Source organism: Zwartia sp., from assembly GCF_049655405.1.
In the GTDB taxonomy this organism is placed as follows: domain Bacteria; phylum Pseudomonadota; class Gammaproteobacteria; order Burkholderiales; family Burkholderiaceae_B; genus Zwartia.
In genome coordinates this window covers 254,419-276,932 of sequence record NZ_JBASJR010000009.1, presented here as the reverse complement: position 1 = coordinate 276,932, position 22,514 = coordinate 254,419, and the positions used below count along the sequence as shown (strand labels likewise).

The following is a 22,514-nucleotide window of genomic DNA, read 5'->3' as shown; positions in this document are numbered from 1 at the left end:
CGCAGGGCGGTCTCGCAAGCAGTGTTTTACAGCTGTATTGCGCCTGATTCGCCCAACGTGCGATGTGTTTAGAGGTCAGCATGAAGAAGTTGAGAGGGTTACTGGGCGCCTGTGCCATGCTTTTCATGGGCATCGCAAGTGCGCAAGTACAAGACATGCCTGGTGGGCCACGCGTCAATCAGCTCAATCTCCCGGAAGGGGTGAACCAGATCGCTCGCGATGTGGCTTGGCTGCACTGGTTTATGTTGATCATCTGTATGGTGATCTTCGTTGCAGTGTTTGGCGTCATGTTTTACTCGATCTGGGCCCACCGTAAATCACGTGGCGCCAAGCCTGCGACTTTCCATGAGCACATGGGGGTTGAGGTGGCATGGACAGTGGTTCCGTTCCTGATTGTGATTGCCATGGCCTTGCCGGCAACCCGCACGGTCGTTGCCATGAAAGACACTAGCGGCGCAGACTTGACCATCAAAGTCACTGGGTACCAGTGGAAATGGGGCTATGAGTATATCGACGGTCCAGCAACGGGTGTGAAAATCCTCTCCAACCTGTCTACCCCCCGTGCTCAGATCGAGAACAAAGAGCCAAAAGGACAGTTCTATCTGATGGAAGTGGATAATCCTCTGGTTGTTCCAGTGGGTAAGAAAATCCGTCTGGCAGTGACCGCAGCTGACGTCATCCACTCATGGATGGTGCCAGAGCTTGCCGTCAAGCAAGACGCCATTCCCGGCTTTGTGCGCAATACATGGTTCCGCGCCGACAAGATCGGTGAGTACCGCGGTCAATGTACAGAGTTGTGCGGTAAAGACCATGCTTTCATGCCAATCGTTGTAAAGGTTGTGTCTGAGGCGGATTACGCGAAATGGTCTGCAGAACAGAAAAAACTCTTGATGGCTGCAGCGGATGATCCAAGCAAAGAATGGACAGCGGCTGAATTGGTTTCGCGTGGTGAAAAGGTGTATGCGGCTAATTGCGTTGCGTGTCACCAAGGTAGCGGTAAAGGTGTCATGGGTGCTTTCCCTGCGCTGGACGCAAGTGCCCTTGTGATGGGTCCCAAAGCAGCAAACATTGAGATTTTGTTGAAGGGCAAGCCAGGTACCGCGATGGCGTCATTTGCTCCGCAGTTAAATGATGTAGAGATCGCTGCAGTGATTACGTATACGCGTGCTTCCTGGACCAATGCAGGCAAGGGCAAAGACCCTGTGATTTCGCCTGCAGACGTCAAAGCAGCGCGCTAAGTCAGTGCATTGAGAGTGTTATTGGTTAAGTTATTCGGATCAATTCGTATAGATCGTCGACCTCACCTACAAGGTGAGGGAGGCCTAAGCAGGATAGGAGTTCGCCATGAGTAGCATTCCAGCAGATCACGTTGGTGGCCACGGCCACGGTCATGACCACGATCATGCACACGATCACGACCATCACGGTCCGTCGTTGCATGGGTGGCGCCGTTGGTTGTTTGCAACCAACCACAAAGACATCGGCACGATGTATCTGATTTTCTCTTTCACCATGTTGCTCGAAGGCGGCGCTCTTGCGCTGTTGTTGCGCACAGAGTTGTTTGAGCCAGGTCTTCAGTTTTTCCGCCCCGAGTTGTTCAACCAGTTCACAACCATGCATGGTTTGATCATGGTGTTTGGCGCGATTATGCCGGCGTTCGTAGGCTTTGCTAACTGGATGGTGCCGCTGCAAATCGGCGCCTCTGATATGGCATTTGCCCGTATGAACAACTTCAGTTTCTGGTTGTTGCCAGTCGCGGCCATCCTTTTGACTGCTTCGTTTTTTGTTCCCGGTGGCGCAACAGCCGCAGGTTGGACGTTGTACGCACCGCTGACTGCTCAAATGGGTCCTGGTATGGACTTGGCGATTTTTGCCATTCATATTATGGGCGCTTCATCCATCATGGGCGCGATCAACATCGTGGTCACAATCTTGAACATGCGCGCGCCAGGCATGACCTTGATGAAAATGCCTTTGTTCTGCTGGACATGGTTGATTACAGCTTATCTCTTGATCGCTGTGATGCCTGTGTTGGCCGCAGCTATCACGATGGTGTTGACTGACCGTCACTTTGGCACTGGCTTTTTCAACGCCGCAGTTGGTGGTGATCCCGTGTTGTACCAGCATATTTTCTGGTTCTTCGGGCACCCTGAGGTGTACATCATGATTTTGCCGGCTTTTGGTATCGTTTCTGCCATCGTGCCCGCATTTGCCCGCAAGCAGCTGTTTGGTTATGCCTCAATGGTGTATGCCACTGCCTCGATTGCGATTCTTTCCTTCATCGTTTGGGCGCACCACATGTTTGCCACAGGTATGCCTGTGACGGCTCAGCTGTACTTTATGTACGCAACGATGTTGATTTCGATCCCAACCGGCGTCAAGGTCTTTAACTGGGTAGCCACCATGTGGCGCGGCTCAATGACCTTTGAAACACCGATGCTGTTTGCAGTCGGCTTTATCTTCGTGTTTACGATTGGTGGCTTTACTGGATTGATCCTGTCCATGGCGCCGATTGATATTCAAGTTCATGACACGTATTACGTGGTGGCGCATTTCCACTATGTCTTGGTGGCAGGCTCCTTGTTCGCTTTGTTTGCGGGTACATACTATTGGCTGCCAAAGTGGTCTGGCTATATGTACGATGAGCGCCTAGGTAAGTGGCACTTCTGGATGAGCATGATCTCGTTCAACATCACCTTCTTCCCCATGCACTTTATGGGCTTGGCAGGTATGCCACGTCGTTATGCCGACTATGCTGCGCAGTTCACCGACTTCCATCAGATTGCGACACTTGGTGCGTTTTGGTTCGGTTTGTCACAGTTATTGTTCCTCTACATCGTCCTGAAGGCGTATGCCGGCAAGGGTGAGCGCGCACCGGCAAAGCCATGGGAAGGCGCAGAGGGCTTGGAGTGGACTGTTCCATCGCCTGCACCATTCCATACATTTGAGACCCCACCACAGGTCAAATAGGATTTTGAAATGACTCCAGAACAACGTCGTAAGAACAAGCGGGCAGGATGGATTTTTCTAGTGCTTGTCCTCGCGATGTTTGGATGGACGATTGGTAGAAAGTTTTTAGAATGAGTCAGGATTTAAAGAAGTTATCCCAGCGAAAACTAAACTTTTTTCAAACGCTCAAGGCTATTTCTTGGGCTATGTTTGGAGTGAGAAAAGGTAAGGGATACGAAGAAGATATCGCCAAACTGAATCCCGTACACCTTATCGTCGCCGGGTTGTTGTTTGGAGTGATATTTGTGGTGAGTCTTGTTCTGATTGTCAAAATAGCAATCGCAAGTCTCAGCTAGAATAATATTTGATTACTTGTAGTCTGGAGAACAATATGAGTGCATCCCACTCGTCACACGTCAAAGAGGCACCATATTATTATGTGCCAGCGGATTCATCCCATCCAGTGACCGCCAGCATTTCTTTGCTGGTCGTTATGCTTGGAGCTTCGGCGTGGGTAAACAGCATTGAGGCCGGAAAATGGGCTGTTTTTGCTGGTTTGCTTGGTCTGTTTGTGGTGCTGTACAAATGGTTTGGCGACGCGATCAGAGAATCTGAAGCTGGTTTAAACAGCAAGCGGATCGATGCCTCCTATCGCTGGAGCATGAGCTGGTTTATTTTCTCCGAAGTCATGTTCTTTGCCGCGTTCTTTGGCGCACTTTGGTACACGCGCGTTGTGACCATGCCTTGGCTAGGTGATTTAGATCACAAACAGTTGCTCTGGCCTGATTTCAATGCCGTATGGCCAAATCTTGGGCCCGCAGGCGTGGTCGAAGCGTTCGAAACAATGGGCCCCTTCTGGTTGCCTACAATCAACACTGCCTTGTTGTTGGCCTCGGGTGTGACCCTGACGATTTCCCACCATGCCTTGCGTGAAAATCATCGCGGCAAATCGATGTTTTGGTTGTTTGCGACGATTGTGCTTGGCTTCATTTTCGTGGGCTGTCAGGCCTATGAGTATATCTATGCATACTCGTCACTGAACTTACGCTTTGACTCGGGTGCATACGGCTCATTGTTTTACATGTTGACGGGCTTTCACGGCTTTCACGTTTTGCTCGGCGCAACAATGCTGACTGTGATTCTGATCCGCATGCTCAAAGGCCATTTCTCTGCAGATCATCACTTTGGTTTTGAAGGTGCCGCTTGGTACTGGCACTTCGTTGACGTGGTGTGGCTCGGACTGTACTTGTTCGTGTACTGGTTCTAAGCATTGAGTATTCAGCAAGGCAGCAAAATCTGTTGCTAAAGTTAAAAGGGCCAGCGCGAAGCTGGCCTTTTTTATTCAACAAAGGTTTTTTAATCGAAGATTAGCGCTTAAAACCAGTTGTTTCTATCCAGCCCATCCAGTGGGAAAACAGTAGGAATAAAAAGAGAGCAACTGACAAGCCAATCCGTACAGTCAGCGCGTTCACGGTTTTATTTGATGTCCCTTTGTCACGCATAAGATAAAACAGTGCAGAACCAAGACTGCCTAAAATGCCGATGAACGCGAATATGACCAGAATACGCATGACAGTCCTCACTGAAAGTAGAGATTATCGCAGACATGACAAAAGCTTCATCCAATAAACTGACCTTCATTGCCCTAATACTGTTGGGGGTAGTAGCAGTTGTGTGTCTCATGCTGGGTCGCTGGCAGCTAGACCGCGCCGAAGAGCGTCGCCAGATCGCGGCGACCCTGGATGCTGGGCGGCGTGCGGAGCCTTTGGCGTTGACACCGAATATCACAGAAGAGGAGCTAAAGGCCTGGCGACCCGCGACGGTAAATGGGTTATGGCGCAGCGAGTGGAGTGTTTTGCTCGACAATCGGAACCTTGAGGGTCGGCCTGGCTTGTGGCTGGCCACTCCTTTGATACTGGACCAGGATACAGCGGTGTTGGTCTTGAGGGGCTGGATCGAAAGACCCATCGCCAACCGTCCAGTGGCAAAAATACCAACTCCTGACGCTAACGTTCATTTGCAAGGCGAGTTGGCACTCAGAGTACCAAGACTATTTGAGCTCTGGACGAGTCAAGCGAATGCCGCGGCAAGTCTGCCTGAGGGTTGGAGAGGCATCAGCCAGCCAACTGAGGGCGTCATTGATCCTGTGCTTTTACCTAGATTGCAAAACCTTGACCTTGAAGTGTATGCAAAAAGAACGGGTTTAAATTTTTTGCCGACTGTATTGATGCAGCAATCTGGAGAAAATAATGAGGGGCTCAAGCGTGTATGGCCGGAGCCCTCGGTTGATTCAGATAAGAATGTTGGCTATGCCATGCAATGGTTTGGTTTTGCAGGCATTGTCATGGTCGCTTTTGTAGTGGTGGGATGGCGTCGCTTGCGCTCACGTCAATCACCGTAAATGCGTGCTGCTATTCCTGCATATTCATGGAATCGCTGTAAAGTACTGCTTAGAAACTCGTAGATGACTGGAAGATGGAATTGTTGTGACTGAATCCGCCGCAAAAACAAAAGCAACTGCACAAACGACTGTAGGAAACACAAAATTACGGTCTAAAACGCCTCTCATTATCATCATGCTGATGAGTTTGGCACCCGTGATCGCTGCCCTTCTTGTGTATTTCAATCCTGAGTGGCGGCCCGAGGGCAGTGCGGCATACGGTCAGCTCATCGAGCCCCAGCGCCCGATGCCTTCAGCACAAAGCCTCCCCCTGACAACCTTAGATGGCAAGCCTTTTGACTTGAGCTCACTCAAGGGTAAATGGATCATGCTTGCAGCCGATGCTGCCGAATGTCCTGAAGCTTGCGCACGCAAACTCTTTATCGTGCGTAATACCCATGCCAGTCAAGGCAAGCACGTTGAGCGCTTGAGCCGTGTTTGGTTTATCACTGATGATGCACCCGTTCCAGAGAAAGTGTTGGAGGCTTACAAGGGTACGGTCATGGTGCGTGTCAATCCAGTCGTGCTCCAGCAGTTTTTGCTGGGTGGTGCACCAGGCTCAATGACCCCTGAGCAAGCCCGCAATGCTCTAGCTCCACTGATTTGGGTCATTGATCCGCTGGGCAACCTCATTTTGCAATACCCTCCCATTGCTGATCCAGAGCTTTTTCGCAAGGACATTCGCAAACTGATCCAGAACTCAAGGATTGGCTAAGTCATGTTGGAAACGCTCACTAGTAAACGCTATCGAAAGATCGTTTTTTTGACCTGGTTTTTGACGCTTGATCTCATTATGTTTGGTGCCTTTGTGCGTCTGACAGACTCTGGCCTTGGCTGCCCTGACTGGCCAGGCTGTTATGGCAGTGTCACGCCCATTGGTGCATTGGACTCAATTAAACAAGCTGTACAAGTGATGCCTGATGGTCCAGTGACCTTGCCTAAAGCATGGATCGAAATGATCCACCGCTACGTTGGTGCTTTACTGGGTTTTCTGATTATTATGATTTCTTGGATGGCCTGGCGCCATCGGAGCAAATTTGAGTACTCACCCAAATTAGCTTTTGTGACATTGGCTGCGGTATGCCTGCAAGGTGCCTTTGGCGCTTGGACCGTCACGATGAAGCTGATGCCCTTGATTGTGACCGCTCACTTACTGGGAGGGATGTCGCTTTTGGCCTTGATGACTTGGCTGGCCGCCCGTGAGCGTGCATACCCTGCAGTGTCACAGGCCTCATTGCGCTATAAGCCTTGGGTGGCGCTGGGTCTTGTGTTGCTGTTTATGCAGATTGCACTGGGTGGCTGGGTGAGCACCAATTATGCGGCACTTGCCTGCATGGACTTTCCAACTTGTAATGGCAGTTGGATTCCACCGATGGATTTAGCGAATGGCTTTTCTCTTATTCGTGGCTTGGGTGAAATGCCAGGTGGCGAGATGATCTCTCAAACCGCGCTAACAGGCATCCATTGGGTGCACCGTAATTTTGCGTTTGTGATTTTTGCTTTTATGGGTGTGCTGAGCTGGCGGTTGATGAAAGATCCCGGATTAAAAGGCCCTGCACAGCTGGTCTTTGCCCTGTTGATTGCACAGCTTTTTACAGGCTTGACCACCATCTTTTTTCAATGGCCGCTATTGATTGCTGTTTTACATAATGGCGGAGCTGCAGGTTTAGTCCTGGCAACCGTGACATTGCTATTCCGCCTTGGGCATACCGCCCGATTAGCGACCAATCCCCAACGATAGGTCATCAGCACGAAGCGGCAGCCGATCATGTGATGGCCGCCGCTTAGGCGAGCTTGCCATTACAATGGCGTACGTTTCATTTAAATAGTGACTATGTCTAGTCTAAGCGCCACACCTCCAAACCTACTGCGTCAGTACCTCGTACTGACCAAGCCACGCGTGACCCAGCTTGCGGTCTTTTGCGCGGTGATTGGTATGTTTTTGGCGACCCCAACCTTGCCTGATATGCAAAAGGTGATCGCGGGCACGATCGGTATTTGGTTGCTGGCGGCCGCCGCCTTTGCGGTGAATTGCCTGATTGAGCAGCGTATTGATGCGCGCATGTTGCGCACAGCCCGACGGGCCACAGCGACAGGCACTATCTCTTCTGCGCAAGTGATGTTGTTTTCAGGCGTGCTGGGTGGCCTTGGGATGTTGGTGTTATATCGTTGGGTCAATCCTCTGACGATGTGGCTAACCTTTGCAACCTTTGTGGGCTATGCCGTGATTTATACGGTGATTCTCAAGCCACGGACACCACAAAATATTGTGATTGGTGGTTTGTCAGGTGCAATGCCACCAGCGCTCGGGTGGGCCGCGGTCGCGGATGCAGTGCCTGCTGAGGCGTGGTTACTGGTGTTGATTATTTTTATTTGGACACCACCACATTTCTGGGCGCTCGCTTTGTACCGGACCCGCGACTACGAAAACTCGGGTTTACCGATGCTGCCGGTGACGCACGGCCAGCAATTTACGCGGCTACATATTTTTCTCTACAGCATTGCCCTCATGGCAACGACTGCCTTGCCCTACGTGATTGGCATGAGTGGTTGGTTGTATTTGCTCTGCGCGATGGTGCTGGGTGCGATGTTCGTCTGGTATGCATGGAAACTTTATCGCCATTACAGCGATGAGCTTTCACGCAAGTTGTTCAGATTTTCGATTTTGTATCTCTCGCTGCTTTTTGCCGCCTTGCTTGCCGATCATTGGTTGATCGTGGTGGTGCGTTAAATGAGAGCGCTACTGTTTGCCTTGTGCGTATGGATCTTGACGGCCTGTGGTGATGCAGGTGATATCAAATTTAAAGGCAGTGACATCACGGGTACTAAGCTTGGTCAAAATTGGACCTTGGTCAGTATGGAGGGCAAAACTGTCACACCAGCCAGTTTTCAAGGCAAGGTGACTCTTGTTTTTTTTGGCTTCACTCAATGCCCAGATGTGTGTCCGACTGCGTTGGCAGAGCTCGCACAGGTGATGAAGCTGCTCGGAGAGCGTGCAGCCCAGGTTCAGGTGCTGATGATATCGGTGGACCCTGAGCGCGACACACCAGAAGTGCTGCGCGCGTATATTTCTGGGTTTGACCCCCGCTTTTTAGGATTGACCGGTTCTGCCGAGCAAATCAAGGCGGCTGCCGGCTCTTTTAAAGCGTATTACGCTAAAGTCCCTGGACCCAAAGGCACGTACTCAATGGATCACAGCTCCTCTTTTTATCTATTGGACAAAAAAGGGGACGCTCGCGTGATGTTGAACAGTACGATGGGTGCGCCTGCGGTGGCGCATGATATCGAAGCGCTGTTGCGCTAGGCGCTATTTTTGCTGCGTGGCAGCTGCATCTCGCCAAGTCTGCAGTGCAATCTGCGCTTTTTCGGACATCAAAGAAATCTCAAGTTGAGATTTTCTTTCAATAATCATGAGCGCGTAAGGGGTCGCAAGGCTAGAAGCTTCTTGGCACAAGCGTAACTCCTCCCCAACGGAAGGACTGCGCTGACGCCAAAAGTTGATGGCGGATTCAATTTCAGGAAGAGTAATAAAGCTTTGCATCTGTCTATTGTCCCAGAATATCGGTTGGACATCCTGTAAAAGCCCGATTTTTATTCGGTATTCGCCCGCCTCGACCGAGGAATCAGGATGCGAGTAATATGTAAGGGTTCTCCCCCATCAAGGGCTCGTGATGACTGCGAATGCAAACAATCCATTTATTTTGCCAGGTCTGGGACAGACCGGTGAAATGGCGTCTAACCCGTTATTCGCCAGCTTAGAAATGATGCGCCAGACGTTTAGCACGTTGTCGGGTGCAAATGGTTTGGCCAAGGGGTTTGCGATGCAGCCGACTCTCGATCCTGCTGAGCTCGAAAAGAAAATTCATGAGCTTAAGTCAGTGGAAAGCTGGTTAAAGCTCAACCTGTCCATGTTGAGCAGCACGATTCAGGGAATGGAAGTGCAGCTTGCCACCATCACAACTTTGCAACAGTTTATGTCTGCCAATCGCGACATATCTAAGCAGAGCTGGCCACATTCTCCGTCTGCGTCTTCAGTGCCCTCTGCGCCTTCAACGCCTGCGCAGGCTCCGGTATCGGAGACTCCAATTCCACCCATCGCAAAAGTACCGAATCCTGATGCGCCAAATGCCGATGCCGCGCAGGCCTGGTGGAATATGCTGACGCAACAGTTTGGTCAGCTGGCGGCGGCCACGACAGCAAGTTTGGCTGCAGCGCCTGGAGGGAAAACAACTAAGGCAGCAAAAACCGTACATGCTGTCAAAAAGGAAAAGTCAGTAGGCGCCAAAACAACCGCCCGCTCACGTAGCAATACAAAAAAAACTGTCATCCGTTCTACCCCCCAGAAATAAAGAACTCGTTTTACTATTTCGATTCATTGATATCGCTTTCGCATCAAATATAAAAATATGCTCAACATCGTGATTCTCGCGGCCGGTCAAGGCAAGCGCATGCAGTCCAACCTTCCTAAAGTGCTTCACCCCATTGCTGGTCGTGCGATGTTGTCGCACGTGCTGGATGCGGCCGAGTCGCTTGGCGCTCAAGGCATCGCTGTTGTCGTCGGGCATGGCGCAGAGCAAGTGCAAAAAGCATACGCAGAGCATGCTGGTTTACAGTTTGCCTTGCAGCAGCCACAGCTTGGGACAGGACACGCGGTGTTACAAGCGGCTCCTTTGCTGAAAGAAGATGGTGATCACGATGTGACGATTGTTCTTTACGGTGATGTTCCACTGGTTCAGCCTGAAACCTTGCATGCACTGCTAGCGGCTCGCGGTGAAGGCTTGGCCGTTTTGACGGAAATTCTCACGGATCCGACAGGCTATGGGCGTATCGTGCGTGATGCGCAGGGGCAAGTTTGTGCCATTGTTGAGCATAAAGATGCGAGTGCGGAACAGAGAGCAATTAAAGAGGTCAATACGGGAATCGTTGCGGCACCTACACGTTTGCTGAAAGCATGGCTTTCTCGTTTGACGAATAACAATGCGCAAGGCGAGTACTACCTGACCGATATTATTGGCATGGCGGTTGCAGATGGCTTGCCTGTCAGTGTCGCGCACCCTGCGGCTGCATTTGAAACCTTGGGTGTGAATAGTCGTGCCCAGCAAGCGCAGCTTGAGCGACTCTGGCAAACAGAGCTGGCTAGGCGTCAGCTTGAGGCAGGTGTGACACTTGCAGATCCCGCACGCTTCGATGTGCGTGGCACCTTGAAGTGTGGCCAAGATGTGTTCATCGATGTGGGTTGTGTATTTGAAGGTACCGTCACGCTGGGAGATGGCGTGCAGATTGGCCCGCATTGCGTTCTTAAAAATGTGACACTTGGTGCACGTACGCGCATTGAGGCGTTTAGCCATTTGGATCAGACACAGGTAGGTGCCGACGCACAAATTGGTCCTTATGCACGCCTACGTCCTGGTGCCGTCTTGTCAGACCAGACGCATGTCGGTAATTTCGTGGAAATTAAAAATTCCGTGATTGGTAAGGCAAGTAAAGCCAATCATCTCGCATATGTCGGTGATGCGGATGTGGGCGAGCGCGTCAATATTGGTGCGGGGACTATTACATGCAATTACGACGGGGCCAACAAGCATCGCACTATTATCGAAGACGATGCTTTTATTGGTTCGGACACGCAACTGGTGGCGCCTGTTCGAGTGGGACGTGGTGCGACCTTAGGTGCGGGCACGACGCTTACGCGCGATGCACCCGCACATCAGTTGACGGTGACACGCACTAAGCAGACATCAATCGATGGTTGGAAGCGCCCCGTCAAAAAAGCAAAAGTATGAGTGAGGAAAAAGTAGAGAAGTCTGCCGAAGCAATTGAAGGATTGCCGCCTGGACGACGAGGCATGGCGGCGCTCGCGTTGGCACTCGGGTTGATGCTGGCCGTGCTGGATGCGACCATGATTAACGTGGGTTTGCCTTCGATCGCTGAGAGTCTCAATGAATCGGCCTCCAGTGTCGTGTGGGTGGTCAATGCTTATAGCCTGACGGTCGCGATGACCTTGTTACCGATGGCGGCGATTGGGGAGCGGATCGGTTTTAAACGTTTGTTTTATTACGGACTGCTGACTTTTATTTTGGCGGCGCTTGCAAGTGCGCTTGCGCCGAATTTGCCTGCCTTGCTCATTAGCCGAATTTTTCAAGGTCTCGGTGGGTCCGCGATCATGTGCTTATTTGGCGCGCTAGTGCGTCATATTTATCCACCTCATTTAATTGGTCGCGGAATTGGACTCAACGCCTTGACTGTTGCGGTGTCTTCCGTGCTGGGACCGACCATCGGTTCATTTATTTTGTCATTAGCGACGTGGCACTGGATCTTTTTCTTTAGCGTGCCGATGGGACTGTTGACATTGTTAGGCGTGCGCTATTTGCCTGATGTCGCTCCACTCAAGTCGCGCTTTGATTGGCAGGCGGCCATGCTGAGCATGACCACGATCGGTTTGTTTATTCTTGGTATCGATTATTTGATTGATGCGACTTGGCACGGTATTGCCCTCATTGCGATTGCTATTTTGATTGGATCGGCGCTGGTCCGTCGCTCGAGTCAGCAAGCTGCGCCGTTGGTGCCGGTCGATCTTTTTCGGATACCCGCGATGCGCTATGCGCTCGCAGCATCAGCAAGTACCTTTGCGGGTCAAATGGCGACCTTGGTATCGCTCCCCTTTTATTTGCAAATCACGCTCGAACGATCGCAGCTATCCGTAGGCTTTTTAATGGCAGGTTGGCCTGCAGGCGCGGGAGTGATCGCCTTGATTGCAGGACGTTTGTCCGATCGTTATTCGGTCGCCTTGCTCAGTGGTCTGGGGGCGGGGACGATGGCCGTTGGTTTGCTCTGTGTGGTGCTGATGCCAGCCTCGATTGCCGATGGATGGTTGTTTGCGGCGATGTTAGTTTCAGGCGTGGGCTTTGGTTTTTTTCAGACACCTAACAATCGTGTGCTGATTGGCTCGGCGCCTCGGCATAGAGCGGGCGCACTCGGTGGTTTGCAAGCGACGACCAGAGTTTTTAGTCAGAGCTTTGGTGCGGCGGTGGTGTCCTTGGTGTTTAGCTTGGGTTTAAGCTGGGGGCCGATGCTTGGACTCTTGGTGGCGATTTTCTTTTCACTGGTTGCGGTGACTGTTAATGTCGTCCGTCACTATCTAGTCCCCAATAGCAAACTGGGTTAATCAAGCGCGAGTCGAGTATCGAACTTGCTGCGGTGTACTGAAAAGAAGGTGCGTACATTCCGTACATTTACCGCAGCCGTCAGCGCGCGATGCACCAATGCATGATAGGCCGGCATATCGACCACTTGGGCGATTAACACAAAGTCCGGGCCAGTTGAGACGCGATAGCACTGCATGATCGCGACTTCGCGCAGCACAATTTCTTCGAATGCTTGCAGCTTTTCGGCCGACTGATTATCCAATGTGACTTCGATGATCGCGGTCAGTGTGCTGCCAAGTTTGGAGGGATCGAGGATCGCGACTTGCTTGGCAATGACCCCCAGCTCTGTCAGTCGACGGACACGTCGCAAGCACGTTGGAGGTGAGGCGTGCACCCGCTCTGCCAATGCTTGATTGGTCAGGTTAGCGTTGTGTTGCAATTGATTGAGGATACGTCGATCAAGGTCGTCCAAAGCGTCGAGTGTCATTTTGGTAGATATATCCTAAGCAACAGGTCAATTCATGAAATTATATTTCATGAATTATATAGATAGTATATTTATTTCATAAATAGATAATAAGTGAAATAATATTTCTAGCCAAATTGGGCACAATAGGTGATTCTCAGGAGAAAGTCTATGTGCGGCATCGTTGGCGCCGTCGCTTCGCGCGACATCACCCCTATTTTGGTTGAAGGTCTCAAGCGGCTTGAATACCGCGGCTACGACTCCTGTGGTGTGGCGGTGTACGACAATGGTGGACTGCGTCGTGCACGCAGCACCGAGCGTGTTGCTGAGTTGGAAACAGACATTAAGACACAGCACATCGCCGGTTTTACAGGAATTGCACACACGCGCTGGGCGACGCATGGCGCGCCAGTTACGCGTAATGCGCACCCGCACTTTTCAGCAGTGGGCAAAGAAGAAGCAAGCATCGCGCTTGTACACAATGGCATTATCGAAAATCACGAAGAATTGCGCGCAGAATTGCAGGCAGTGGGTTACGTCTTTGAAAGTCAGACAGATACAGAAGTCATCGCGCATCTGGTGCGTCACCTTTATGCAGGTGATTTGTTAGAGGCGGTGCAGCAGACGGTTCGTCGTTTGCATGGCGCCTACGCGATCGCCGTGTTTTGTCGGGATGAGCCCCATCGTATCGTGGCGGCACGACAAGGCTCGCCACTCGTGATCGGGCGCGGCAAAGGTGAAAACTTTTTAGCCTCCGATGCACTCGCGCTTGCAGGGACGACCGACCAAATTATTTATCTCGAAGATGGTGATGTGGCGGATCTGCAATTGGGTAACGTCTGGATCATGGATCAGGCCGGAAAGGCTGTTGATCGCAAGATCAACACCGTTCATGTGCATACGGGTGCGGCTGAGCTCGGACCCTACCGTCACTATATGCAAAAAGAAATCTTCGAGCAGCCTCGCGCCGTCGCGGATACGCTTGAGGATGTAGAGTCCATCACGCCAGAGTTGTTTGGTGATCAAGCCTACAAAGTATTTAAAGACATTGATCGCGTGCTGATCTTGGCGTGTGGCACGAGCTACTACGCGGGATCGACTGCAAAATATTGGATCGAGTCGGTTGCAAAAATTCCCGTCTCTGTCGAGATTGCGAGCGAGTATCGCTATCGAGATAGCGTGCCAAATCCAAAGACCCTGGTGGTAACGATTTCGCAGTCGGGTGAAACAGCCGACACACTCGCAGCGCTGAAGCATGCTCGCGGTCTAGGAATGGAGCAGACCTTAACGATCTGTAACGTATCGACGAGCGCGATGGTGCGTGAATGCAAGCTAGCCTACATTACACGTGCCGGTGTAGAAATTGGTGTGGCGTCTACTAAAGCATTTACCACGCAGCTGACCGCACTGTTCATGTTGACCTTGGCGCTTGCGCAAGTGCATGGCCAACTCACTGAAGAGCAAGAGGCCCAGCACGTTAAAGCATTGAGACACTTACCAGTGGCGATCGGTGCTGTGCTCGCACTCGAGCCACAAATTATGGCTTGGGCCGATCGTTTTGCAACGAAAGAAAATGCGTTGTTTCTCGGTCGTGGCATGCACTATCCGATCGCGCTCGAAGGTGCGCTTAAGCTGAAAGAGATTAGCTACATTCATGCTGAGGCTTATCCGGCGGGCGAGCTCAAGCATGGCCCCTTGGCTCTAGTGACGGATCAGATGCCTGTTGTGACGATTGCACCCAATGATGCTTTGTTAGAAAAGCTGAAATCAAATATTCAGGAAGTGCGCGCGCGTGGTGGTGAGTTATATGTGTTCGCGGATGCGGATACCAAGCTTGTCAGCAGCGAGGGCTTGCATGTTATTCGCATGCCTGAAAACTATGGCTTGTTGTCACCGATTTTGCATACCGTGCCGCTGCAGTTGTTGGCGTATCACACGGCGTGTGCGCGAGGCACGGATGTAGACAAGCCGCGGAATCTGGCTAAGAGTGTGACGGTGGAGTGATCAAGCAAGGACCTCTCGCGTCAAGCAGTCGAATTCGCCACTTAAATAGTAAGGACGACATTTATCATGACTATCTTGATGTTCATCATTGGACTCATCGCACTGGTTATCGGTGCTGAGTTACTTGTCCGAGGTGCTAGTCGACTTGCGACAACTCTTGGTGTGTCGCCGCTTGTTGTCGGTTTAACTGTTGTTGCATTTGGGACAAGCGCGCCAGAATTGGCAGTTTCTGTAAATGCCGTCTTATCAGGTACAACAGATATCGCGATCGGTAATGTTGTGGGTAGTAATATTTTTAATGTTCTTTTTATTCTAGGGATATCGGCGCTAATCACACCCCTCGTTGTGCACTCACAGATCATTCGTCAAGAAATTCCTATTTTGATCGGATCATGTCTCTTACTCTTTGTTTTGGCTTCAGATGCACGTATCGCGTTCATTGAATCGCTACTACTGTTGGTAATACTTGTTGCTTACACTGTTTTTTTAATTGTTCAATCTCGTAAAGAAACACGTGAAATTAAAGAAGAATATGCACAAGAAAATAATAAGACCTCTAAATGGGATGCATCTATTTATGTCCAAGTACTTTTGATTCTTTTAGGCCTAGTTCTGTTAGTCCAAGGTTCGGAGTGGTTTGTGGACTCAGCCGTCACTTTCGCTCGCCTCATGGGAGTCAGCGATATTGTTATCGGTCTGACAATAGTCGCTGCGGGGACGTCTATGCCTGAGGTCGCGACTTCAGTCATGGCGGCAATAAAGGGAGAACGCGACATTGCTGTCGGTAATGTCGTTGGAAGCAATACCTTCAACATTCTAGGATGTCTTGGCGTGACCGGGCTTTTCGCTCCAGACGGGCTTATCGTTCCTACATCCTTACTAAACTTTGATTTGTGGGTCATGCTAGCGGTGTCTTTTGCTTGTATTCCTGTTTTTATGACGGGTCGAGAAATTGCCCGCTGGGAAGGCGGTATATTTATCGGCTACTACGTCGCTTATGTTGCTTATTTGATTTTGGCTTCAAAAGAGCACGATTCAATCCCTGTTTTCTCCACGGTCATGATGAGCTTCGTCGTACCGATTACCGTGGTGACACTTGTTGTTGTGCTAATTCGCAAGCCTCAAGGGTAATCTTCACCTTTTTACGGGGACTAAGAAGTAGAGCTATTCGGCCTAGATCGACTTGACTAGAATTCACATATTTGAGTGTTCGAAGAAAGTTATTGAAAGGAGCGGTTTTAATAATTTCATAGTATTGGGTGGTGTAAGTCTGATCACTCACCTGATATTAGGAATTATCATGAAAATGAAAACAGTCAATGGCGCATTGTTATCGCTTGCGCTTCTCGCCTCCTCGGTGGGAAACAGTGTTGCTTGTACCGTATTGGCTATCAGAGACGCCAATGGCAATGTCTATCAAGCTCGGAGCAATGAGTTTGTGGGACAGCAGCCAGACGCCTTATCTTATTATCCGCCTGGAACCAGAATCGAGTCCGTGACTCCAGAGGGTAAGCAAGGTAAAACGTTCAATACAAAGTATGCAATTTTCGGCGCGACCCTCAAAGGGATGACGCCGAATGCAAAGCAAGAAACAATCCATGAGGCGGTAAATGATCAGGGTATGTCCCTCACCACCAACGCATTTATGGGTAATACAACACCAACGCCTACTGCACCGCCGGAAAATATTTTGTCTGTGATGGACTTTGGAACCTGGGCGTTAGGTAGCTTTCAAAATGTAGGGCAGATCAAACAGGCTTTAAAAAATAAAGAAGTGGATCTATGGTTACCTAAAATCGCTTCGATGGGTGATCTTGTAGCACCTTTGCATTTTGCAATGTATGACAAAACGGGCGGAAGCATTGTGATCGAGTTTAACAATGGCATACATGTCTACGACAATCCTTCTTATGTCATGACGAATGATCCTCCGCTCCCGTGGCATCTACAGAACTTGAATGATTATGCAGATTTGACCAACATAGATAAAAACAAGCAGAGCTTTAATGGTTTTGAGGCAAAAGCAGGTTCTGGCGGAATTGCCTTAAGAGGACTGCCTTCGAATCAACTTTCATCCGGCAGGTTTGTAAAGGCCGCGTTTTATTCAAACTTTGCTCGTAAAGCGAAAACACCTGAGCAGGCGATATTCACACTAGGTCACGTGATGAATAATTTTGACAGACCTCTGGATATCTCGGTCGATGAGCCGGTCAAAGGTACGTTCTCGACGGCCTTTTCAATGACAGCCGGTGTGGGATCTGAATCAACTTATTTCACAGTGTTGAATGATTTGTCACAGGGCCACTTTTACCTCCGAACCATTAATAGTCTCAACTTTTCAAAGTTTGATATTAAAAAATTGAGCGGCTTAAAAGAGGTCAAGGTCGTTAAGTTTCAAACAATCAATGATCATAAGAGTTTGGATGCGACAGAGTTATTCTTGAAAAAATCATAATTGCTCTTGATCGACTATTGCGTGATGGTGGAGTAACCTTGCACCATCATGATTTATAGATATTTACTGACACTGATCATTTTGCTCTGTGCGATCAATGCGCAGGCAAGTGATCTGGTGCTTGAACGCGGCTGGGTTGAAGATCCCAGTGGCACGATGACGCTCGCTGAGGCTAAGCAGGCTAAGGAATCCCCTCTAGCGACAAAGCTTTTTTCAAAGGGCTACAGTCAGTCAGCGTTTTGGCTTCGCTTGCGTATCGAGCCAAGTCTCATAGGAGATCCCTCTGTACAACAGTTGATCGTGCGCATTCGGCCACCGTATCAAGATCAAATTTGGATTTATGATCCGCTCGCCACCAAAGATACTGTGCGCGTGACGGGTGATTACTATGATTGGGCGGACGATGAATATCGTTCATTGAATCTGAATTTTGTTATCCCTGTGGGCACAGAGCCCCGCGACATTTGGTTCAGAATCAAGGCGAGTGTGAGTACTTTAACCTTCATTGAGGTGATGACGCCTGAGCAGGTGCGCGCGGCGGATCGCAAGCAAGAAATCATCACGATGCTTTTTCTGTCAGCACTCTTTGTGTGTTTTGGTTGGGCAGTACTGACAAGAATAAACAGAACAGATAAGTTGCTATCGTTTTATTTGATACGAGAAACGGTTGTCATTGTGTATGCCCTCGCGATCTTAGGTTATCTGCGTATTTTCTCGTCGGGTTGGTTACCGCCCGCCTGGATAGACCAACTGACAAATCTCATCGCCTTTACATTTATCACAACACTTATTTGGTTTGACTGGCAGTTGATTCGTGAGTTCAAACCGAACCGATGGATTGCAAGAATGCATGGCAGTTTGGTTTTATTTTTCCCGATTGCAGTGGTGCTCATGCTAATGGGAAAAACAAACGAGGCGGCTCGCTTGAGTTCGTTGGTGGTGGCTGCATACATGTTGCTCGCCATATCTAGCGTCGTCTCTACACAGGCTTGGAAGCAAGCACGACATGCACCGCAAGAGGAGCAGCCCATCTGTTCTAAAGCATTTCTAGTGTTGATTTACGGTTTAGCGATCTCTATTGCTTTTTTACATCGCTTACCCATCATGGGCGCATCATCCGGGAATGATTTATTTTTTTACTTCAATCTAGTCTATCCGCTGTTGACCAGTATTACGCTAATGTTTTTGATTCAAAAGCGTTTGTATCGGTTGTCTCAAAACCAGCAAGAAAAGTCTCGACGGTTAGCGCTTGTCGAAATTGAGGTCGCGCAAGAGCGCGCCCAACGCGAAGAACAAGCAAACTTTCTAAAAATGCTGGCGCATGAAATGAAGACGCCGCTCTCTGTCGTTCGAATGGCTGTGGGAGGCACATCGTTGCCGACCAAAACGCATGAGGTGGTTGAGCGAGCAGTCACGGATATGGACAGCATTATTGAGAGACTTTTACAAGTTGAGCGACTGGAGGACGAGCGCATCGATATTCAGCTGCAGGATATCGATTTGCTCGAAATGGTGAATAGTTTATGTTTATCCATACCCGAAGGCGAACGCATCCATAGGCATGCGCAGGGCGAGTTGAGTCTTCAATCGGACCCGCAGCTCGTGCGCGTGATTCTGTCTAACTTGTTGGAAAATGCCTTGAAATATAGCCCTCCAGCGAGTCCGGTGATGATGACTTTAACGGGTGATCTCACGAAGGTACGTATCGAAGTCGAAAATACAGTGGGTAGCGCTGGTTTTCCAGATCCGCAGCAAGTGTTCAGTAAATATTACCGCTCGGCATTGGCACATCAGCGAACGGGTTCCGGCCTCGGTCTATATCTCGTTCAATCACTCGTCAAATTGTTGGGTGGGAGTGTGAGTTATGAGGCAAAGGCCCAAGGCGCACGCTTTATGTTGGATATTCCTGCTCAGAAATGAAAGTTTAAGAAAGTTTTCTCTGTAACGTTTGACTACATTTCATGCATTGTTAAATGAAGTGAACTCAAAGGTGAGCGTGAAAATGAAAAAAATGATCGGATTTCTGACTGCGATGTCACTTGCTTTTGCCTCGGTCAGCCAAGCCGTAGCGTGTACATCGATTTTGATTACGGATACAGAGGGACGTGCCTATCACGCTAGAACACTGGAATACAGTGCACTTCTTCCAATGGATATGACTTATTTTCCTGCTGGCATGAAAGTCATTTCATTTACGCCATCCGATAATCAAGGGATGACGTTTGACACCAAGTATCCGATTTTAGGCATGACCGGTAAATTCATTGCTTCAGCCAAGCAGCTGACCATCGGTGAGGGTATCAATGATCAGGGACTCAGTTTCTCAGCGAACTGGTTGAACGGAACGGAATCACCCACGGTAGGGAAAGACAACGCAAAGATTTTGGCGGTAAATGATCTGGGCGCGTGGGTACTAGGAAACTTTAAGACTGCACAAGAGGTGAAGGAAGCGCTCAACAGTGGAAAGCTTGAGTTTTGGGTACCGACAAAGAATGCGTTAGCACCTGATACCCCTTTGCCATTGCATTTCTCTATCAACGATAAAAAGGGCGGCTCTATTGTTGTGGAGTTTTTGGGCGGCTCAATGCAAGTCTATGACAACCCAGTGGGAGTCATGACTAACGGTCCTGCTTTTTCTTGGCATTTGGAAAATTTAAATAACTATACGTTTACCAATCTCAATAAAAATACAGGACAGCTTGGTCAGCTTAAGCTTCAGACGCAAGACGCAGGTATTGCTTTGACCAGTTTGCCTTCTGCCGAGACGACGCAAGGACGGTTTGTCAAAGCAGCGTTTTATGCCAATTACGTTCGCAAAGCGAAAACACCAGACGAGGCGATTACTACGCTTGCGCACATCATGAATAATTTTGATCGGCCTTACGATTTGACGGTCGATGCAGCCGGCGGAATGGGCGATGGTGTCACACGTAATAACTCCAGTGAGGTCACGGTGTGGACATCGTTGCAAGACTTGTCCCGCAACCTGTTGTATTTTAGAAGTATCAATGCGATGAATTGGTCCGTCATCGATATGAATAAGCTCAAAGATGTCAAGAAAATCAAATCTATCTCGACCTTTGCTGTGGATCAAGCGGGCGCGGATGTCTTTAAGTTGTTTTATGCAAACTAATCCCTTCATGCTGATAGGCGCATTGCCATGCGAGTAGTGGTTGTTGAAGATCATTTGGATTTACGTCAAGTCTTCGTGGATGCGCTCATTCACGAAGGTATGGATGTCTTGGCTGTTTCCTGTGCTGAAGAGTTAGACGAGTGCATGTCAGCGGGAATGGTTCATTTACTGGTTCTGGATGTGAATCTGCCGGGGGAATCTGGTTTTGATATTGCCAAAAGAATGAGAGCGGCGGATCCCAAGATCAATATCATCATGCTTTCTGCCAGAACCTCGGAGACTGACCGGATCCGTGGATATGAAAGCGGTGCAGATTTTTATTTGTGTAAACCTGTTTCCCCTGCTGAACTTTCTGCGGCAGTCAAGGCTGTCAAAAGGCGTGTTTCTACACCAGAAGCCAGTGTGGATGACTTGGCATTAAGCGTGTCAGGTATGTGTTTAACGTCCGGACACGGCGTGGCAAATCTGAGTCGAATGGACGTGAGTTTGCTTAAGGCCCTCGCGATGGCGCCTGATCACAGATTGCCTTACTGGCGATTGTTTGAAGTCACGGAGCGAAGCGCGAATGAGTTGGCGAAAAATCAATTGGAACTTCAGGTGTATCGACTACGAAAAAAATTAGCGGACATAGATATTCCGGAGAGTTTAATTAAATCGATGCGCTCTGAAGGCTATCAATTAACACAAGCTATTCGGATCGATCCTTGAGTGTTTAAAGTGCTAAGCATGTTCCCTGATTATTACCCGTGGAGTGAAATATGAAATTAAAAATTGCATCGCAGATTCTTTTATCAACGTGTCTTGTCTTTTCCACAGTGGCAAATACTTTTGCCTGTACCGTACTGAGCATCAGGGATGCACAAGGCAACGTCTATCAAGGTCGTACCAATGAGTTTGCAGGTCAGCAGCCTGACACTGTGACATATTTTCCGGCTGGAACGCGCATTGAATCGGTCACACCAGAGGGCAAGCAGGGTAAGACATTTAATACCAAGTATGGAATTTTGGGTGTAACGCTGGTTGGCTTGGCCGCAAATGCGAAACAGGCCACGCTTCATGAGGCAGTTAATGATCAAGGTTTGACCATCACCACCAATGCACTCATTGAAAACAATCCACCCGTACCAAAAGCTTCGGCAGACAAGATTTTGTCTGCCTTAGATCTAGGCACCTGGGCACTGGGCAATTTTCAAAACGTTCAGCAGGTGAAACAGGCGCTGGATAGCAAGGAAGTCGAAGTTTGGTTGCCTCGCGTGCCCAGCATGGCAAACCTGTATGCCCCATTACATTTTGCGATGTATGACAAAGCAGGCGGTTCTATTGTGATTGAGTTTACCGACGGCAAGACCTCGGTCTACGACAATCCCACCGCAGTCATGACGAATGATCCGCCATTTCCTTGGCATCTAAAGAATATGAATAATTATGCTTATCTGACAAACATCGATAAGAATACAGGTCAGTTCAATGCTCTTAAGGTTGCTTCGACGGATAGCGGCGGCAATATGGCCAATTTGCCTTCTGCGGAAACTTCGGTGGGACGTTTTGTGAAGGCGGCCTATTACTCAAACTTTGCGCATAAGGCAAACACACCTGATCAGGCCGTCAAGACACTGTCGCACGTGATGAATAATTTTGATAGACCTAAAGATATTTCCGCAGATTTGCCCGGTACTGCCAGTAAAGCCGAAGCATTTGCGGCGAATAAAATTTCTTCTGAGTCCACGTACTTTACGACGATGAATGATTTGAGCCGCGGTCATTTTTATTTGCGAACAATCAACAGCATTAATTTCGCAAAATTTGATGTACGTAAACTTACTGCGGTGAAACAAACAAAAGTGATTACTTTTAGCGCAATCAATGCCTATGAAAATCTTGATGCGACAGCCTTATTTTTAAAATAAATATCATCCTTGAAT

General features: G+C 49.3%; 23 protein-coding genes. 20 read left to right on the top strand and 3 right to left on the bottom strand.

The genetic code is table 11. From position 1 onward, the window contains the following. Nucleotides 1-80: 80 nt before the first annotated feature. The 5 genes from coxB to WBJ47_RS07165 all read left to right on the top strand — a co-directional run bounded on the left by coxB (nucleotide 81) and on the right by WBJ47_RS07165 (nucleotide 4,216). Nucleotides 81-1,238 carry a cytochrome c oxidase subunit II gene (gene coxB, locus WBJ47_RS07185; RefSeq protein WP_422242905.1) on the top strand — a complete coding sequence of 386 codons (1,158 nt, stop codon included), beginning with the start codon at nucleotides 81-83 and terminating at the stop codon, nucleotides 1,236-1,238. A 106-nt stretch (nucleotides 1,239-1,344) separates the two neighbouring features. Continuing rightward, nucleotides 1,345-2,970, top strand: coding sequence for a cytochrome c oxidase subunit I (ctaD, locus tag WBJ47_RS07180; protein WP_422242904.1), 1,626 nt, complete (start codon nucleotides 1,345-1,347; stop codon nucleotides 2,968-2,970). Between the two features lie 9 nt (nucleotides 2,971-2,979). Then, a complete protein-coding gene (locus WBJ47_RS07175) occupies nucleotides 2,980-3,084 on the top strand; it encodes a cytochrome oxidase small assembly protein (RefSeq protein WP_424585380.1) in 105 nt (34 codons plus the stop codon). Continuing rightward, a complete protein-coding gene (locus WBJ47_RS07170) occupies nucleotides 3,081-3,305 on the top strand; it encodes a DUF2970 domain-containing protein (RefSeq protein ID WP_422242903.1) in 225 nt (74 codons plus the stop codon). The genes WBJ47_RS07175 and WBJ47_RS07170 overlap by 4 nt, the downstream gene beginning before the upstream one ends. Before the next feature lie 35 nt (nucleotides 3,306-3,340). After that, complete coding sequence (locus tag WBJ47_RS07165; protein ID WP_422242902.1) at nucleotides 3,341-4,216, top strand: cytochrome c oxidase subunit 3; 876 nt, start codon at nucleotides 3,341-3,343, stop codon at nucleotides 4,214-4,216. Nucleotides 4,217-4,316: 100 nt separating this feature from the next. Here the strand turns inward: WBJ47_RS07165 and WBJ47_RS07160 are convergent, their stop codons facing one another. Next, nucleotides 4,317-4,520 (bottom strand): twin transmembrane helix small protein, encoded by a 204-nt coding sequence (locus WBJ47_RS07160; protein ID WP_422242901.1) that lies wholly within the window; start codon nucleotides 4,518-4,520, stop codon nucleotides 4,317-4,319. A 35-nt stretch (nucleotides 4,521-4,555) separates the two neighbouring features. Here WBJ47_RS07160 and WBJ47_RS07155 point away from each other — a divergent pair, with 35 nt between their 5' ends. The 5 genes from WBJ47_RS07155 (at nucleotide 4,556) to WBJ47_RS07135 (ending at nucleotide 8,693) form a co-directional block, all read left to right on the top strand. Continuing rightward, nucleotides 4,556-5,350 carry an SURF1 family protein gene (locus WBJ47_RS07155; protein WP_422242900.1) on the top strand — a complete coding sequence of 265 codons (795 nt, stop codon included), beginning with the start codon at nucleotides 4,556-4,558 and terminating at the stop codon, nucleotides 5,348-5,350. A gap of 175 nt (nucleotides 5,351-5,525) precedes the next feature. Then, the gene (locus WBJ47_RS07150) at nucleotides 5,526-6,104 is read left to right on the top strand and encodes an SCO family protein (protein WP_422242982.1); all 579 of its coding nucleotides are present in this window, start codon (nucleotides 5,526-5,528) and stop codon (nucleotides 6,102-6,104) included. Nucleotides 6,105-6,107: 3 nt separating this feature from the next. Further along, nucleotides 6,108-7,130: a COX15/CtaA family protein gene (locus WBJ47_RS07145; protein ID WP_422242899.1), complete on the top strand. Its 1,023-nt coding sequence runs from the start codon at nucleotides 6,108-6,110 to the stop codon at nucleotides 7,128-7,130. 93 nt (nucleotides 7,131-7,223) lie between these two features. Next, nucleotides 7,224-8,120: a heme o synthase gene (gene cyoE, locus WBJ47_RS07140; RefSeq protein WP_422242898.1), complete on the top strand. Its 897-nt coding sequence runs from the start codon at nucleotides 7,224-7,226 to the stop codon at nucleotides 8,118-8,120. After that, nucleotides 8,121-8,693, top strand: a complete 573-nt coding sequence (locus WBJ47_RS07135; protein WP_422242897.1) for an SCO family protein — start codon at nucleotides 8,121-8,123, stop codon at nucleotides 8,691-8,693. Nucleotides 8,694-8,696: 3 nt separating this feature from the next. Here WBJ47_RS07135 and WBJ47_RS07130 read toward each other — a convergent pair whose 3' ends face one another. Continuing rightward, nucleotides 8,697-8,930, bottom strand: a complete 234-nt coding sequence (locus WBJ47_RS07130; RefSeq protein ID WP_422242896.1) for a DUF3717 domain-containing protein — start codon at nucleotides 8,928-8,930, stop codon at nucleotides 8,697-8,699. Nucleotides 8,931-9,060: 130 nt separating this feature from the next. Between WBJ47_RS07130 and WBJ47_RS07125 the strand changes: the two genes are divergently transcribed. Genes WBJ47_RS07125 through WBJ47_RS07115 form a run of 3 tightly spaced genes read left to right on the top strand, consistent with a single transcriptional unit; the run spans nucleotide 9,061 to nucleotide 12,554 of the window. Continuing rightward, nucleotides 9,061-9,738, top strand: coding sequence for a PhaM family polyhydroxyalkanoate granule multifunctional regulatory protein (locus WBJ47_RS07125; RefSeq protein ID WP_422242895.1), 678 nt, complete (start codon nucleotides 9,061-9,063; stop codon nucleotides 9,736-9,738). A gap of 57 nt (nucleotides 9,739-9,795) precedes the next feature. Continuing rightward, nucleotides 9,796-11,172, top strand: a complete 1,377-nt coding sequence (gene glmU / locus WBJ47_RS07120) for a bifunctional UDP-N-acetylglucosamine diphosphorylase/glucosamine-1-phosphate N-acetyltransferase GlmU (protein WP_422242894.1) — start codon at nucleotides 9,796-9,798, stop codon at nucleotides 11,170-11,172. Continuing rightward, on the top strand, nucleotides 11,169-12,554 hold the full coding sequence (locus WBJ47_RS07115) for an MFS transporter (RefSeq protein WP_422242893.1): 1,386 nt from the start codon (nucleotides 11,169-11,171) through the stop codon (nucleotides 12,552-12,554). The genes glmU and WBJ47_RS07115 overlap by 4 nt, the downstream gene beginning before the upstream one ends. Here the strand turns inward: WBJ47_RS07115 and WBJ47_RS07110 are convergent. Then, a complete protein-coding gene (locus tag WBJ47_RS07110) occupies nucleotides 12,551-13,021 on the bottom strand; it encodes an Lrp/AsnC family transcriptional regulator (RefSeq protein ID WP_422242892.1) in 471 nt (156 codons plus the stop codon). The genes WBJ47_RS07115 and WBJ47_RS07110 overlap by 4 nt on opposite strands. Nucleotides 13,022-13,171: 150 nt before the next feature. Between WBJ47_RS07110 and glmS the strand changes: the two genes are divergently transcribed. The 7 genes from glmS (at nucleotide 13,172) to WBJ47_RS07075 (ending at nucleotide 22,499) form a co-directional block, all read left to right on the top strand. Beyond that, nucleotides 13,172-15,004 carry a glutamine--fructose-6-phosphate transaminase (isomerizing) gene (gene glmS / locus WBJ47_RS07105; RefSeq protein WP_422242891.1) on the top strand — a complete coding sequence of 611 codons (1,833 nt, stop codon included), beginning with the start codon at nucleotides 13,172-13,174 and terminating at the stop codon, nucleotides 15,002-15,004. Between the two features lie 66 nt (nucleotides 15,005-15,070). After that, nucleotides 15,071-16,135, top strand: a complete 1,065-nt coding sequence (locus WBJ47_RS07100; protein ID WP_422242890.1) for a calcium/sodium antiporter — start codon at nucleotides 15,071-15,073, stop codon at nucleotides 16,133-16,135. A 169-nt stretch (nucleotides 16,136-16,304) separates the two neighbouring features. Beyond that, nucleotides 16,305-17,459 (top strand): linear amide C-N hydrolase, encoded by a 1,155-nt coding sequence (locus WBJ47_RS07095; RefSeq protein WP_422242889.1) that lies wholly within the window; start codon nucleotides 16,305-16,307, stop codon nucleotides 17,457-17,459. A gap of 48 nt (nucleotides 17,460-17,507) precedes the next feature. Next, nucleotides 17,508-19,379 carry an ATP-binding protein gene (locus WBJ47_RS07090; RefSeq protein ID WP_422242888.1) on the top strand — a complete coding sequence of 624 codons (1,872 nt, stop codon included), beginning with the start codon at nucleotides 17,508-17,510 and terminating at the stop codon, nucleotides 19,377-19,379. A gap of 82 nt (nucleotides 19,380-19,461) precedes the next feature. Continuing rightward, the gene (locus WBJ47_RS07085; protein WP_422242887.1) at nucleotides 19,462-20,592 is read left to right on the top strand and encodes a linear amide C-N hydrolase; all 1,131 of its coding nucleotides are present in this window, start codon (nucleotides 19,462-19,464) and stop codon (nucleotides 20,590-20,592) included. A 27-nt stretch (nucleotides 20,593-20,619) separates the two neighbouring features. After that, entirely contained in the window at nucleotides 20,620-21,300 is a 681-nt protein-coding gene (locus WBJ47_RS07080; protein WP_424585379.1) for a response regulator transcription factor, read from the top strand. A 50-nt stretch (nucleotides 21,301-21,350) separates the two neighbouring features. Beyond that, nucleotides 21,351-22,499 carry a linear amide C-N hydrolase gene (locus WBJ47_RS07075; RefSeq protein ID WP_422242885.1) on the top strand — a complete coding sequence of 383 codons (1,149 nt, stop codon included), beginning with the start codon at nucleotides 21,351-21,353 and terminating at the stop codon, nucleotides 22,497-22,499. Nucleotides 22,500-22,514 lie beyond the last annotated feature (15 nt).